This window comes from Clostridium sp. ETTB3, from assembly GCF_053571985.1.
On record NZ_CP199832.1, the window covers coordinates 1075247 to 1090698 of the forward strand.

A 15452-nucleotide genomic window follows, 5' to 3' on the forward strand; every position below is an offset into this window, starting at 1 on the left:
AATTTTTATATGAGAAAAGTAATGTATGAAAATGATGAAATTAAAATTGATAATGGATTATTTTTTGGAAAAGGTGTATTTGAAACAATATTAGTTAATAAAAAGCCAGTTTTTTTAGAGGAACATGTTAAAAGGTTAAATAATGCAATTGAAGCTCTAAATATTGGAGAAAAAATTGAAATTGAAGAAGTACGTAGTTTTATAATTAAAAATAAAATAGTAAATAAATCTTTTAAAATAGCAGTAACAGAGGAGAACTTAATATTTAATATAAGAAATTTAAAATATACTAAAGATCATTATGAAAATGGATTTAAAGCATATTTTTCAAAGGTTTTAAGAAATTCTACTTCAAGAATAGTAAATTTTAAAACTTTAAATTATTTAGAAAATATTATAGAATATGAATTATGTCAAAGAAATGGATTTAATGAAGCTATTTTTGTAAATGAAAAAGGTTTTGTCTGTGAAGGGTGTACTACTAATATTTTTATGATTAAAGATAAACAAATATATACACCTAAAATTGAATGTGGACTATTACCTGGCATAATAAGAGACTGGATAATAGAAAATTTCAATGTTATTGAAAAAAACTTAACAAAAGATGACATATTAAATAGTGATGAAGTATTTTTTACTAATTCATTAGTTGGGGTTATAAAGTGTACTGAAATTGAAAATAAGATTTTTAAGAGTAAAATAATTGAAGAAATTAAAAAGCAATATGATGAAGCAATAAATGGAGGGAAGTAAATTATGAATAAAGAAATGATAATGGAAGGTGTAAAGCTAATACTACAAGGTATTGGAGAAGATGTTAACAGAGAAGGCTTAATTGAAACACCAGATAGAATAGCACGTATGTATATGGAAATATTCGAAGGAATTGGGAAAGATGCTAAAGATGTATTATCTAAGACATTTACTGTAGAAAATAATGATTTAGTTTTAGAAAAGGATATAACTTTCTTTTCTATGTGTGAACATCACTTAGTACCTTTCTTTGGTAAGGCACATATTGCATATATACCAAAAGGAAAAGTTGCAGGATTATCTAAATTAGCAAGAACTGTTGAAGTTTATGCAAAAAAACCACAATTACAAGAAAAACTTACTACAGAAATAGCAGATGCAATAATGGAATATTTAGATGCAGAAGGTGCTATGGTTGTAATTGAAGCAGAACATACTTGTATGACTATGAGAGGTATTAAAAAGCCTGGAACTAAGACTGTAACAACTACATATAGAGGTGTATTTAGAGAAAATATAGAGCTTAGAAAAGAAGTAAGGCATTTTATTAAATAAAGAATTTTAAGGAATATTATTATGGAAAATATAAATAAGATAATTAATAATAATTTATATAAGGAATCCTTAGAAAATTTAAAAAAATATGAAGAGGACAGAAAATTTTGTAATCATACAATAGAACACTTTATAGATGTTGCTAGAATAGCATACATATTGGTTTTAGAGGAAAATATAAATGTTTCTAAAGAAGTAATTTATGCAATTGGATTACTGCATGATATAGGAAGAGTAAAACAATATGAAGAGGGTATAAATCATGATTTAGCAAGTGTAGAAATGAGTAAGGAAATATTAAAAGAAACAACTTTTAATGAAGAAGAAATTGAAATTATACTTAATGGTATAGAAAATCATAGAAGTGAAAGTGATAATAAGATAGAAGAAATTATTTATAAAGCAGATAAATTGTCAAGACAATGTTTTAATTGTGAAGCGGAAAAGGAATGTTATTGGAGTAAAGAAAAGAAAAACTTTACGATAAAATATTAAGGAGGATAGGGAATTGAGAATCGGAGATAAAGAGTTTAATTTAAGGCATAGAACATATATTATGGGAATACTTAATGTAACGCCAGATTCATTTTCTGATGGTGGAAAATTTAATGAATTTGAAGCAGCGTTAGTACAAGCAAGGAAATTAATAGAGGATGGAGCTGATATAATTGATATTGGTGGAGAATCCACAAGGCTAGGTGCAGAATATGTTCCAGAAGAAGAGGAGATAAAAAGAGTAGTTACTATAATTGAAGCAATAAAAAGTGAATTAGATGTTATTATTTCAATTGATACTTATAAAAGCAAGACAGCAGAAGCAGCAGTTAAAGCTGGGGCAGATATAATAAATGATGTTTGGGGTGCAAAATATGATAAAAAAATTGCAGATGTTGCAGCCAAATATAAAGTGCCTATAATATTAATGCATAATAGGGAAAATAAACCATATGAAAATTTAATGCAAGATGTAAAAGCAGATTTACAAGAAAGTATTGATATTGCATTAAGTGCTGGAGTAAAAAAAGAAAATATAATATTAGATCCAGGAATAGGTTTTGCTAAAACTTATGAAGAAAACTTAATTGTTATGAATAACTGTAATGAAATAAAGGATATGGGATATCCAGTATTATTAGGAACATCTAGAAAATCTATGATAGGACTAACTTTAAATTTACCAGTAAACGAAAGAGTTGAAGGAACTGTAGCTACTACAGTTATTGGTATAATGAAAGGTATGAATTTTATAAGAGTTCATGATGTATTAGAAAATAAAAGAGCAGCTGTAATGACAGATACAATAATTAAAGCAAAGTAGGGAGTAATATGGATAAAATATATTTAAAGGATATTGAAATTTTTGCAAATCATGGAGTTTTCAAAGAAGAAAAAAATCTAGGACAAAAATTTATTTTATCTTTAGAATTATCTTTAGATATAAAGGAAACAGCAAAAACTTGTGATTTAACTAAATCAGTTCATTATGGCGAGTTATGCCATAAGGTAATTGAAGTTTTCCAAGAAGAAAGTTTAGATTTAATTGAAAGTGTTGTAAATAAGGTAGCTAACTTTATTTTAGATAATTATTCAATGGTTAATGGAGTTAAGGTTTTATTAAAGAAACCATGGGCACCTATAGGAAGACATTTAGATTATGCTGCAGTTGAAATTAATAAGAAAAGGCATGTTGCATATATAGCAATAGGAAGTAATATTGGAAATAAGGAAGAAAACTTAAATAATGCAATTAAAAAAATTAATGAAACTGAAGGAATTAAAGTTTCTAAAATTTCTTCTTTTATAAAAACTGAACCTTGGGGAAATGAAAATCAAGATGAGTTTTTAAATGGAGCATTAAAACTTGAAACTTATTTAACTCCAAAAGAACTTATGAGTGAGTTATTAAGAATAGAAAGCGAACTTGGAAGGGTTAGAGAAATTAAGTGGGGACCAAGAGTGATTGATTTGGATATAATATTATTTGATGATATCATAAGTAATGATGAATTTGTTATTATTCCACATCCATTAATGCATTTAAGAGATTTTGTATTAAAACCACTAAATGAAATTGCACAATATGCATTGCATCCTTTAAAAAATAAAAGAATATTTGAACTTGTTGATTGTTAAAAAAGAAAACTGTTGGAAATACATTTAAAAATGTGTTTTCAGCAGTTTTTTATGTTTAATTAGAAGAATTATCTTTATTAATTATATATATACAAAAAGAATATAAGTTATCACGAGCAGGGATGTTATCCATATTAATCATATCTTCTTGAAGGTTACCATCCCAAGGAAACAATGTAACAGTATTTTTATCAAAAATATTTATTACATATTTATCATTACTTTTATCACTAAATTCAATTATTAATTTATATTTTACTTTTAAATCATCTAAATTTAAAGAAATTACATAGTTATTAGAATTTAAAGATTTTAAAAATGAAGGCAAAATATCTAAGTCTTCTTTAGAAACATCATGATATTCATAATAGTTTACATCAAAAACCTTAAGTGAATAATCTTGATTTGATTTTAGTTTTTCATAAACTTCATTTGAATAATAATATAGGTTGGGTTTACTTTTTAAATTTATGTACTTAGGTTCATTAAAAACACAACCAGATAATAATGTTACAAAAAATAATACAATTAGAAATTTAATGTTTTTCATTTTATCCTCCTAAAAATAACTATATAAATAATTATTCTAAAAACAATATTTTTAGAACAGTATATGTAAATTGAAAATATGAAATGATAGGATTGAAATAGATAATTAAAGTTTATGAGGGGTAACTAAAAAGGGAATAATGTATAAGTTTTAGTAATAATATAATTTATAAGCAATAATTTAGGTATGATAATTTATGAAGATAATTGCAACATTAGGGCCAAAGACAACTAATAAAGAAGTTATAAAACAATTAATTGATGTAGGAGTTGATATTTTTAGATTAAATTTTTCACATTTTTATGAAAATCAATTTAATAATATGATATCTATAATTAGAAGTATAGATAAAGATATGGATATAATGGCAGATTTGCAAGGAAAGAAAGTAAGAGTAGATGAAAGTTTGAAAAATGTATTTAAAATATATGAAAATGAAATAGTATATTTTTGCGGATATGATGGTTATTTTATTTTTGATGAAAATAATAAAAAGACGAAATTAATACCATTAAATATAAGTTCTGAAATTATATCAAACAATAATATTGAAAAAATATCAATGAAAGATGGAACAATGAATTTTAAAGTTATTGATCAAAATAATGGGTTTTTGAAGGTTAGGGTTATAAATGATGGTATTATAAGAGGTGGTAAGGGATGTAATATACCAGGAATATATTTTGAAAATAAAGAACTTACTAAAAAAGATAAAAAAAGTTTAAAGTGGGCTATAGAAAATAATATAAAAATTATAAGTCAATCATTTGTAGAAAATAAAAGAGATATTGATCATATAAGAAAATATATATGTGAAATTAACGGAGATTTAAAAAGTATAAAATTATTATCAAAAATAGAAACTAATTTAGGAGTAGATAATTTTAAAGAAATAATAAGGTATAGTGATGGAATAATAATTGCAAGAGGAGATTTAATACCTGAATGTGGCTTAATAAATTCTGTAGATAAAGAATTTGATTTATTATTAAAAGTAAAAAAATATGAAAAAGAAAAGGAGGTTATTATTGCAACTCATATTTTAGACAACATGAGGAAAGGAATTATTCCTAATATAAATGAATTAGAAAGTATTTATACATTTGTTAATTTAGGTGTTACAGGGTTTTTACTAGCAAGTGAAACATCAATAGGTAACTATCCTGTTAAAAGTGTAGAAATGTTAAAAATATTAATTAATTTATACAAGAAATAATACCATATAAGTAATAGACAAATTTTTTATTAGTAGGTATTATAGTAAACGTAATGAACATATTAAGGAGGAAAGGAAATGGAGAATCAAAAGAAAAATTTACTTTGGTACAATTTAGCTATGATGGCATTTGTATCGGTATGGGGATTTGGAAATATTGTAAATAACTTTGCAAATCAAGGATTGACTGTTATTGTTTCATGGATACTAATAATAGGATTATATTTTGTACCTTATGCATTAATGGTTGGAGAATTAGGATCAGTTTTTAAAGAGAGTAAAGGTGGAGTAAGTTCTTGGATAAGAGGAACATTTGGAACAACATTAGCTTATTTTGCTGGATGGACTTATTGGGTCGTTCATATACCATATTTAGCTCAAAAGCCACAAGCAGCTTTAATAGCATTAGGATGGACAGTAAAGCAAGATGGTAACTTTATAAAAGATATGAATCCAATGACAGCTCAGTTATTAACTTTAGCTGTATTTTTATTATTTTTATGGATAGCATCAAGGGGTATTACTTCTTTAAAAGTAATAGGAACCATTGCAGGAACATCTGTATTTGTTATGTCATTATTATATGTTGTATTAATGCTTGCAGCACCTGCTATAAGAGGTATACAACCTGCTACAGTTGACTTTAGTATTAAAAAATTAGTTCCTAATTTTAATTTTTCATATTTTACAACATTATCAATGTTAATATTTGCAGTTGGAGGATCAGAAAAAATTTCTCCGTATGTTAATAATATGAAAAAACCAAGCAAAGATTTTCCAAAAGGGATGATAGCTTTAGCTACTATGGTAGCTATTTCAGCATTACTTGGCTCAATAGCAATGTCTATGATGTTTGATGCAAATAATATTCCATCAGATTTAAAAATGAATGGTCAATATTATGCGTTTCAAATACTAGGTGAATATTATGGAGTAGGCAAATTATTTATTGTTATATATGCATTAGCTAATTTATTAGCTCAAATTTCAGCATTAGTATTTTCTATAGATGCCCCATTAAAAGTTTTATTAGCTGATGGAGATAAAAACTTTATTCCAAAAGCATTAACAAAAACAAATAAATATGGTGCACCTATAAATGGATATATTATGACGGCTGTTTTAGTTGGAATATTAATAATAGTACCAGCATTAGGTATTGGAGATATGAATTCATTATTTGATTGGCTTCTTCAATTAAATTCTGTAGTTATGCCAATGAGATATCTTTGGGTATTCTTAGCATTTATAGGACTTAAGAAAGCTGCTGATAAATATAAATCAGAATATAAGTTTGTTAAAAATGATAAATTTGCTATGATAATTGGTATATGGTGTTTTGTATTTACTGCATTTGCATGTATAATGGGTATGTTCCCAAATAATATAGAAGCATTTAGTGGACAATGGTGGTTCCAAGTAAGCTTAAATGTAGTAACACCATTTATATTAATAGGATTAGGATTTATATTACCAATTATAGCAAAGAAAACTAATAATATTAACAGAACAAATAAAAAGAAAGCAGCTTAATTTAAAATAGTTTATAAAAATATTAATTTCATCTTCTAACTATTATTAAAACATATTTTAAAATGATATATAAAGTATTAATAACCTTTTAAGAAAATATTTAATAACTTATATTGCAAAATTTTAATTTTAATAGTATAATGAAAAAAGAGATTATAAATTAGTGTGTAAATGAGGCTGAGTTAGATGAATAATTTTAAGTCAATATTATGGACAATATTAGGTATAGTTATATTCATAGCTATAATAAAATTTTTTATATTTATGTTACCTTTTGTAATTGCAATTGGAATATTATCATACATAGTATTTAAGTGGAAAATTTCTGTTAATCGTAGAAAAAATCATGGAGAATCTTATAATTATTATGATAAAAATTCAAATGGTTTTGAAGAAGGTAATATAGATGATAGTACTAATGGTCAAGTAATTGATGTTGATTATAAAGAAGTAGATAAATAAGCCACTTTATTTAATAAAGGTACCCTATAGGATAAGCTTTTATAGTTTATATCTTATAGGGTGCATTTTATTTTATAAAGTGGTTTTTATAATAAACTTTACTTAGCATTAAATATATATTAAAACCTAAAATTTATATTAAAATTTTAAAAATGCAAGAATAAATATTTAAAATTCAAAAAAAATAGAAAATTTTAATTAAATAGTAATAAAGCAATTAAAAGTGCAGGAATTATAAATGAAGATATCATTTCTTAGTTGTAAAAATAGTAAAATATGGTATAATATTAGTGTTAAATATAAAGTTTGAATAAGATGGGGGCTAAAGTATGGAGAAAATAAAGATGATAAATCCATTAGTTGAAATGGATGGAGATGAAATGACAAGAATTATTTGGAATATGATTAAGGAGGAATTATTAAATCCATTTATTGATTTAAAAACAAAGTATTATGATTTAGGGATAGAAAATAGAGATAAAACTAATGATAAAGTAACTATTGAAGCTGCTAAAGCAATAAAAAAATATGGGGTAGGGGTTAAATGTGCAACAATAACTCCAAATGCAGCAAGAATAAAAGAATACAATTTAAAGGAAATGTGGAAAAGTCCTAATGGAACAATTAGATCTATTTTAGATGGAACAGTATTTAGAGCACCTATTATAGTAAATTCAATTAAAAGAGGTGTGAATAATTGGGAAAAACCAATAACAATAGCTAGACATGCTTATGGAGATATTTATAAAAATGTTGAAATGAAAATTGAGGGCAAGGGAAAAGCTGAATTAGTTTTTACTGGACAAGATGGTAAAGAAATTAGAGAAACAATTCATAATTTTGAAGGGCATGGAGTAATAATGGGAATGTATAATACTAATAAGTCTATTTCAAGTTTTGCTAGAAGTTGCTTTAATTTTGCATTAGATACAAAACAAGATTTATGGTTTTCTGCAAAGGATACTATTTCAAAAAAATATGATCATACATTTAAGGATATTTTTAATGAAATTTTTGAAAAAGAATATAAAAATAAATTTGAAAAAGAAAATATAGAATATTTTTATACATTAATAGATGATGCTGTTGCAAGAGTTATAAAATCTAGTGGCGGATTTATTTGGGCTTGTAAAAATTATGATGGAGATGTTATGAGTGATATGGTAGCAACTGCTTTTGGATCACTTGCAATGATGACATCAGTTTTAGTTTCTCCAGAGGGATATTATGAATATGAAGCTGCTCATGGAACTGTTCAAAGACATTATTATAAATACTTAAAAGGTGAGGAAACTTCAACTAATTCTATGGCAACTATTTTTGCATGGACAGGTGCATTAAGAAAAAGAGGAGAATTAGATGGAAACAGTGAATTAGTTACTTTTGCAGATAAGTTAGAGAAGGCTTCACTACAAACAATTGAAGATGGAGTAATGACTAAAGATTTAGCAATGCTTACTAATTTAAAAGAAGTTAAAACTGTTAATACACTTGAATTTATTAAAGAAATACGAAATAGGTTACAATAAATTACAAAAAATAGGTGCATATCTAGAAGTAATTTCGATATTTTGTTAATATTAGATATGCACCTATATATTGGATGGTATTCAAAGGCATAATTTATTATGTAAAGCATAAAATAAGTGTAAAAGTGAAAGGGAGGTTTGAAAAATGTCTCATAAAAATAATAAAAACTCTAAAGATAATAAAAAAGCTGGAGAAAAGACAAAGTCAGAATTGTATAAAATGAAAATAGAGACGGCTAATGAGGTTGGATATTCTAATGAATCAAGAAAATTAGGTAAAGATCAACCAAGATCCAATAGTGCTCAAAAAATAGGACAATGAAATATAAATTACATTTTAGTAACCATAATTTAAAATACATAATGAATAGTAAAAGGGAGTGTTTAGCAATAAGCACTCCCTTTGTTAATATATTAAATTATAAACTTAATAAAAATTATGAATTAAATGAAAATTATAGACTTACTATAAAAATATATATATTAAGTTATTTTTAAAATGCCCAATTCCCATTAGAGAATATTTGAATAGTTTCACCATTTTCATTAATTCCAGTTACTTCAAGATCACTAGTTCCAATCATAAAGTCAACATGAATAATTGAATTATTAACACCTATTTTTTCTAATTCTTCTTCAGAATATTTATCAGCATCTTTTACACATGATTCATAAGCTCTACCAAATGCTAAGTGACACGCAGCATTTTCATCAAATAATGTATTAAAGAATATTAATTTTGAATTAGAAATAGGTGAGTTATATGGAACAAAAGCTACTTCTCCTAGATATTTAGCACCTTCATCACTTTCAAGCATTTGCTTTAGTACATCATATCCAGTTTCAGCTGTAAAGTCTATAGCCTTACCATCCTTAAAAGTAATTGAGAAGTTATCTATTAAATTTCCACCATAGCTTAAAGGTTTAGAAGAATAAACTATACCATTAACACCTGTTTTTTTTGGAAGAGTAAATACTTCTTCAGTAGGCATATTTGCATTAAATGGTATTCCATTAACATCTCTTTCAGAACCTCCAGCCCAAATATGACCTTCTGGAAGTTCAATATTTAAATCAGTTCCATTAGCAGATTTTAAATGAACGCTTTTAAAGTTATTGTTATTCATAAATTTAATTTTTTCTTCTAAATAAGCATTATGTTTCTCCCAAGCATTTACTGGATTTTCAGTATCAACTCTTACTGTTTTAAATATAACATCCCATAAAGATTCCATTGCTTCATCATCACTTACCTTAGGAAAGACCTTTTTAGCCCAAGATAAAGTTGGTACAGATAATACACACCAACGACATTTATTAGACATTGAATTATCAAAATATTCTTTTAAAGCTGAAGTTCTAGCTTTTTGTGATGCACCTATTTTTTCAACAGGAACACCTTTTAAACCATCAGGATCACTTGCAGAAATTGAAATGAAGCAAGCTTCTTGTCTAGCATAATAATTATAACTTTCAGCTTGCCATTCTGGAATGTTAGATATAGTTTCTAAGGAGCTGTTTTCTAATTTTATTTTAGTTAATTTTTGGTCTCCATAATGTACAATAACATCTTTTGCACCAGATTTATAAGCTTCTTCTGTTATTAATCTTGCAAATTCAGCAGTTTCAATTGGTGAAGAAATAACAAGTATATTATCCTTTTGAATATTAACCCCAATATTTACTGCCAACGAAGCATATTTTATTAAAAAACTTTTATTCATATATAGCCCTCCTAAAAATAAAAAGTATAAATTATAATTATATTATAACATTATAAGGTAAACTATATAATTTTTATATAAAAAAGTAATAAAATAATATTTTATAATATAATATTATTGGAAAATTAAAATTTTGTAATGACTTGTAAGAGTTAAAAAATATAACTATAATTATTAAGAAAAAAGCAAAAGTAGAGGATATAGCAAATGAAGAACTTATTAGTTAATTTAGTAGAAAAAAATAAAAAATATACAGATGAAGGAAAGGTTGCATCATATATACCAGCATTATTAAAGGCCAATAAAGATGATTTAGGACTTTGTGTATATGATATAAAAAATAATGAAGAGTATTGGGCTGGAGAAAGTGATGTTAAATTTACAATACAAAGTATTTCAAAGGTTGTTAGTTTAATAATAGCTCTTAATGACAATGGAAGAGAAAATGTATTTAAAAAGGTAAATGTTGAACCTACAGGGATGGGATTTAATAGTATAGTAAATTTAGAAGTTAGAAATCAAGATAGACCATATAATCCTATGATAAATGCAGGAGCAATAGTAACAACTTCACTTATATTTGGAGAAAATCAAGAACATAAGATTCAAAGAATATTAAATTTCTTAAGAAGAGCAACAAATAATCCTAATATAGGAATAAATGAAGAAATATATATAAGTGAAAAAGCAACTGGAGATAGAAATAGATCATTAGCTTATTTTATGAAAAGTTCTAATATATTAGAAGGAGATGTTGAAGAAGTATTAGATATTTATTTTAAACAATGTTCTATAGAAGCAACTGCAAAAGATTTAGCAAGATTTTCAGCAGTAATAGCTAATGATGGTATTGCACCGTGGAATGATGAAGTTTTAATTTCAAGAGAAGTTTGTAGAATAGTAAAAACTATAATGGTTACTTGTGGAATGTATGATGCATCAGGAGAATTTGCAGTACATGTTGGAGTTCCAGCAAAGTCAGGAGTAGGTGGAGGAATAATTGCAACTGTACCTAGAAGATTTGGAATAGGAATATATGGACCAGCATTAGATTCTAAAGGAAATAGTAGTGGTGGAGTACATATATTAAAAGACTTATCAGAAGAATTAGAACTTAGTATATTTTAATATAAATATGATATAATTACTAAATAATAGTTAAAATTTTAAAAAAATTACTGGAGGGAAAAATGGAAAGATTACTGATTTTAGATTCAAATAGTTTATTAAATAGAGCATTTTATGCAATACCACCATTAACAAATAATGAAGGAATACATACAAATGCAGTTTATGGTTTTACCAATATGCTATTTAAAATGAAAGAAGAAATAAAACCAGATTACATAGTAGCAGCATTTGATAGAAAAGCACCTACTTTTAGACACAAAGAATATGAAGATTATAAAGCTGGTAGAAAAAAAATGCCTCCAGAATTGGGAGAGCAATTTCCTATTATAAAAGAAGTACTTAATTTATTATCAGTTAATATATATGAAATAGATGGATTTGAAGCAGATGATATAATTGGTACTTTAGCTCAATTTGCAGAAAAAAATGGGATTGAAGTGTTTATAGTTACAGGAGATAGAGATGCTCTACAACTTGCAAGTGATAATATTAAAGTTGTTATTACTAAAAAAGGAGTAAGTGAAACTGCTATTTATAATAAAGAATCATTTATTGAGGAATTTGGAATTACACCAACTCAATATATAGATGTTAAAGGTCTTATGGGTGATAAATCAGATAATATTCCAGGAGTACCAGGGGTAGGAGAAAAAACTGCATTTAAGTTAATAGCTACTTATGGATCAATGGAAGGTGTTCTTTCAAATATAAATGAAATTAGTGGTAAAAAACTTAAGGAAAACTTAGAAACTTATAGTGAACAAGCGATTTTTAGTAAAAAGTTAGCTACTATTATGACAGAAGTTCCAATAGATTTTGATTTAGAAGATATAAAAAGTCAAGAAAATTATAATAGAGATGAACTTAAAAAGTTATTTTTAAAACTAGGAATGAAATCATTATTAGCAAAGCTTCCAGGAGAAGATTTAGAGGAAGATGATATTGTAAAATTAGAAATAAATGAAGTAAATACAATTGAAGTTTTTAAAGAGGTATTAACTAAAAAAGAAGATATAGCTTTTATCTCATATAGTACTTCAAATTCAAATTTATATTCTAAAATTGAATTAGATAAATTATATATAACTTATGGTGAAAAGGTAAGTTTAGTAGACTTTAAATTAATAAGTATGGAAAATACAAATGAAGCAATTAATACACTTAAAGAGTTTATGGAAAATGATAAAATAGCTAAAGTTATTCAAGATGGAAAAAATTTAATAACTATATTAACTAAGTATAATATAGAAATAAGTGGATTTATATTTGATACAGTAGTAGCAGCTTATTTAATAGATTCTTCTAAATCAAACTATCCATTAGAATCATTAATTAACGAATATTTAATGAAGGAAGTAAAGGGCGAAGGTGATGAATTAATTTGTAATGCCGTGTCAAGCATGAAGGAACTTTATAAATATTTAAAGGCTAGAATTGATAAAGAAGGTATGAATGAGCTTTATTATGAAGTTGAACATCCATTAATAGCTATTTTATCAAATATGGAAGCTATAGGATTTAAGGTAAATAGAGCTAAATTAGATGAACTTGAAACAAAGTTTAAGGAGGAAATTTCCAAAACGGAAAAAGAAATTTATGAACTTTGCGAAGAAGAATTTAATATAAGTTCACCAAAACAATTAGGAAAAATTCTTTTTGAAAAGTTAGATTTACCAGTAGTAAAAAAGACTAAGACAGGATATTCAACTAATGTAGAAGTTTTAGAAAAACTTAATGATAAGCATCCTGTAATAGGAAAAATTATTTATTATAGACAAATAACTAAGTTAAATTCAACATATGTTGAAGGATTAAAAAATGTTATAGATGAAGATGGAGCTATTCATTCAAGTTTTAATCAAACTGTTACAACAACAGGAAGGTTATCAAGTACAGAACCAAATCTTCAAAATATACCTGTAAAGTATGAAATGGGTAGAGAAATAAGAAAGGTATTTATACCAAAGGAATCTACTGATGTATTATTATCTTGTGACTATTCTCAAATAGAGCTTAGAGTTCTTGCACATATGTCAGATGATAAAAATATGATAGATGCTTTTAATAATCATAGTGATATTCATACTAAAACTGCATCAGAAGTGTTTAAGGTGCCTATAGATGAAGTTACGCCTCTTATGAGAAGTAGGGCAAAGGCAGTTAACTTTGGAATAGTTTATGGAATTAGTGATTTTAGTCTTTCACAGGATTTAAAGATAACTAAAAAGGAAGCTTCTGAATATATGGAGATTTACTTTGATAGATATCCTAAAATTAAAGGATATTTAGAAAGTGTTAAGGAAGAAGCAAAAGAAAAGGGATACGTTTTAACAGTATTAAATAGAAGAAGATTTATTCCAGAAATAAAATCATCAAATAAAATTGTAAAAGCCCTTGGAGAAAGATTAGCAATGAATGCTCCAATTCAAGGAAGTGCTGCAGATATTATAAAGCTTGCAATGGTTAAGGTGTATAATAGAATAAAAAGAGAAAATTTACAAAGTGAAATGATTCTTCAAGTACACGATGAACTTATTTTAAATGTTAAGCATGATGAACTTGAAATTGTTAAATCACTTGTAAAAGAAGAAATGGAAAATGTATTAAATATGTCAGTAGCATTAGAGGTAGATACAAATATAGGAAATACATGGTATGATGTAAAATAGGGGGTAAAAATGATAAAAATAGGATTAACTGGAGGAATAGGGTCAGGAAAAAGTACAGTATCATTTATGCTGAAAGAAGCTGGATTTGAAGTTGTTGATGCAGATGTAATAGCTAAGGAAGTACTTGTAAAATATCCAGAGATTTTAGAAAAAGTAAAAATTGAGTTTGGTTCAGGTTTTTTTGATTGGAGAGGAGAATTCCGTAGAAAGGAATTTGGTAATCATATTTTTAGATTTCCAAAGCAAAGAAAAAAGTATGAGGAAATTATACTTCCATATATAAAAAATGAAATAAAGGATACCTTAAATAAACTAGAAGAAAATAAAACAAAAATTGTTATTTTAGATGCACCTACATTAATAGAGAATGATTTGCATAAAGATATGGATTATGTTATCTTAGTTTGGGTAGATAATAATACACAAATTCAAAGGGTAAGATCAAGAGATTCTTTAATGAGGGAAGATGCAATTAACAGAATTAATTCACAAATGCCTTTAGATAGAAAAAAGGATTTTGCAAATATAGTTATTGAAAATAATGATACACTAGCAAAAACTAAAGAACAAGTTGATTTATTAATTGAATTTATAAAGTCTATTTAATCTATTTCAAAGTAGGGAGAGGGAATGAAGTTTAAAAAAATTATTATTTGGTTAATTGTTTTAATTTTACTTTTAGCTGAAGGAAAAAGTGTGATAAAAAAATATATTTATCCACAAAAGTATCATAGCTTAGTAAAACAATATAGCGCCCAATATGATTTGGATCCATATTTAGTTTTAGCAGTTATTAAAACAGAAAGTAACTTTAATGAGAATGTTGAATCAAATAAAGGTGCAAAAGGATTAATGCAAATAATGGATTCTACAGGAGAATGGATTGCAAGTAAATTAGAGGTTGATAATTTTAAAGTTGAAATGTTATTTGATCCAGAAATAAATATTAAATTTGGATGTTGGTATATAAATAATTTATTGATTGAATTTAATGATTTAAGTTTAGCATTAGCGGCATATAATGGTGGTAGTGGAAATGTAACTAAGTGGCTTAACAATCCAGAATATTCTAGTGATGGAGAAAACTTAACATATATTCCTTTCAAGGAAACCAAAAAGTATGTTGATAAAGTTAATACTAGATATAATATTTATAAATTTCTTTATGAGTAAAAAGAAGCCAAAGGCTTCTTT

Annotated in this window: 16 protein-coding genes; 14 read left to right on the forward strand and 2 right to left on the reverse strand. The window is 25.9% G+C overall.

Going from position 1 to position 15452, the window contains the following annotated elements; genetic code table 11:
- Nucleotides 1–9: 9 nt before the first annotated feature.
- Genes ACUN06_RS05310 through folK form a run of 5 tightly spaced genes read left to right on the forward strand, consistent with a single transcriptional unit; the run spans nucleotide 10 to nucleotide 3444 of the window.
- The gene (locus ACUN06_RS05310; RefSeq protein ID WP_291731226.1) at nucleotides 10–756 is read left to right on the forward strand and encodes an aminotransferase class IV; all 747 of its coding nucleotides are present in this window, start codon (nucleotides 10–12) and stop codon (nucleotides 754–756) included.
- Between the two features lie 3 nt (nucleotides 757–759).
- The gene (gene folE / locus ACUN06_RS05315; protein ID WP_374111353.1) at nucleotides 760–1311 is read left to right on the forward strand and encodes a GTP cyclohydrolase I FolE; all 552 of its coding nucleotides are present in this window, start codon (nucleotides 760–762) and stop codon (nucleotides 1309–1311) included.
- A gap of 21 nt (nucleotides 1312–1332) precedes the next feature.
- The gene (locus ACUN06_RS05320; protein WP_331891121.1) at nucleotides 1333–1806 is read left to right on the forward strand and encodes an HD domain-containing protein; all 474 of its coding nucleotides are present in this window, start codon (nucleotides 1333–1335) and stop codon (nucleotides 1804–1806) included.
- 13 nt (nucleotides 1807–1819) lie between these two features.
- A complete protein-coding gene (gene folP / locus ACUN06_RS05325) occupies nucleotides 1820–2629 on the forward strand; it encodes a dihydropteroate synthase (RefSeq protein WP_449390172.1) in 810 nt (269 codons plus the stop codon).
- Nucleotides 2630–2637: 8 nt separating this feature from the next.
- Complete coding sequence (gene folK / locus ACUN06_RS05330) at nucleotides 2638–3444, forward strand: 2-amino-4-hydroxy-6-hydroxymethyldihydropteridine diphosphokinase (RefSeq protein ID WP_291731219.1); 807 nt, start codon at nucleotides 2638–2640, stop codon at nucleotides 3442–3444.
- A 55-nt stretch (nucleotides 3445–3499) separates the two neighbouring features.
- Here folK and ACUN06_RS05335 read toward each other — a convergent pair whose 3' ends face one another.
- A complete protein-coding gene (locus ACUN06_RS05335; protein WP_291731217.1) occupies nucleotides 3500–3994 on the reverse strand; it encodes a DUF4883 family protein in 495 nt (164 codons plus the stop codon).
- A gap of 196 nt (nucleotides 3995–4190) precedes the next feature.
- On the opposite strand from ACUN06_RS05335, the gene ACUN06_RS05340 reads away from it, so the two are divergent.
- From ACUN06_RS05340 to ACUN06_RS05360, 5 genes are all read left to right on the forward strand, one after another.
- Nucleotides 4191–5210: a pyruvate kinase gene (locus tag ACUN06_RS05340; RefSeq protein ID WP_294396907.1), complete on the forward strand. Its 1020-nt coding sequence runs from the start codon at nucleotides 4191–4193 to the stop codon at nucleotides 5208–5210.
- Nucleotides 5211–5288: 78 nt separating this feature from the next.
- On the forward strand, nucleotides 5289–6743 hold the full coding sequence (locus ACUN06_RS05345) for an amino acid permease (RefSeq protein WP_294396910.1): 1455 nt from the start codon (nucleotides 5289–5291) through the stop codon (nucleotides 6741–6743).
- 186 nt (nucleotides 6744–6929) lie between these two features.
- The gene (locus ACUN06_RS05350; protein WP_291731210.1) at nucleotides 6930–7205 is read left to right on the forward strand and encodes a hypothetical protein; all 276 of its coding nucleotides are present in this window, start codon (nucleotides 6930–6932) and stop codon (nucleotides 7203–7205) included.
- Nucleotides 7206–7534: 329 nt separating this feature from the next.
- Nucleotides 7535–8734, forward strand: coding sequence for an NADP-dependent isocitrate dehydrogenase (locus ACUN06_RS05355; protein ID WP_449390173.1), 1200 nt, complete (start codon nucleotides 7535–7537; stop codon nucleotides 8732–8734).
- A gap of 145 nt (nucleotides 8735–8879) precedes the next feature.
- Nucleotides 8880–9056 (forward strand): small, acid-soluble spore protein, alpha/beta type, encoded by a 177-nt coding sequence (locus tag ACUN06_RS05360; protein WP_449390174.1) that lies wholly within the window; start codon nucleotides 8880–8882, stop codon nucleotides 9054–9056.
- 172 nt (nucleotides 9057–9228) lie between these two features.
- Here the strand turns inward: ACUN06_RS05360 and ACUN06_RS05365 are convergent, their stop codons facing one another.
- Nucleotides 9229–10458 (reverse strand): aminopeptidase, encoded by a 1230-nt coding sequence (locus ACUN06_RS05365; protein ID WP_291731200.1) that lies wholly within the window; start codon nucleotides 10456–10458, stop codon nucleotides 9229–9231.
- A gap of 207 nt (nucleotides 10459–10665) precedes the next feature.
- Here ACUN06_RS05365 and glsA point away from each other — a divergent pair, with 207 nt between their 5' ends.
- The 4 genes from glsA to ACUN06_RS05385 all read left to right on the forward strand — a co-directional run bounded on the left by glsA (nucleotide 10666) and on the right by ACUN06_RS05385 (nucleotide 15431).
- A complete protein-coding gene (gene glsA, locus ACUN06_RS05370; protein WP_291731198.1) occupies nucleotides 10666–11586 on the forward strand; it encodes a glutaminase A in 921 nt (306 codons plus the stop codon).
- 62 nt (nucleotides 11587–11648) lie between these two features.
- Nucleotides 11649–14258: a DNA polymerase I gene (gene polA, locus ACUN06_RS05375; protein WP_449390175.1), complete on the forward strand. Its 2610-nt coding sequence runs from the start codon at nucleotides 11649–11651 to the stop codon at nucleotides 14256–14258.
- 9 nt (nucleotides 14259–14267) lie between these two features.
- On the forward strand, nucleotides 14268–14864 hold the full coding sequence (gene coaE, locus ACUN06_RS05380; RefSeq protein WP_294161076.1) for a dephospho-CoA kinase: 597 nt from the start codon (nucleotides 14268–14270) through the stop codon (nucleotides 14862–14864).
- A gap of 24 nt (nucleotides 14865–14888) precedes the next feature.
- Nucleotides 14889–15431 carry a lytic transglycosylase domain-containing protein gene (locus ACUN06_RS05385; RefSeq protein ID WP_291731192.1) on the forward strand — a complete coding sequence of 181 codons (543 nt, stop codon included), beginning with the start codon at nucleotides 14889–14891 and terminating at the stop codon, nucleotides 15429–15431.
- Nucleotides 15432–15452 lie beyond the last annotated feature (21 nt).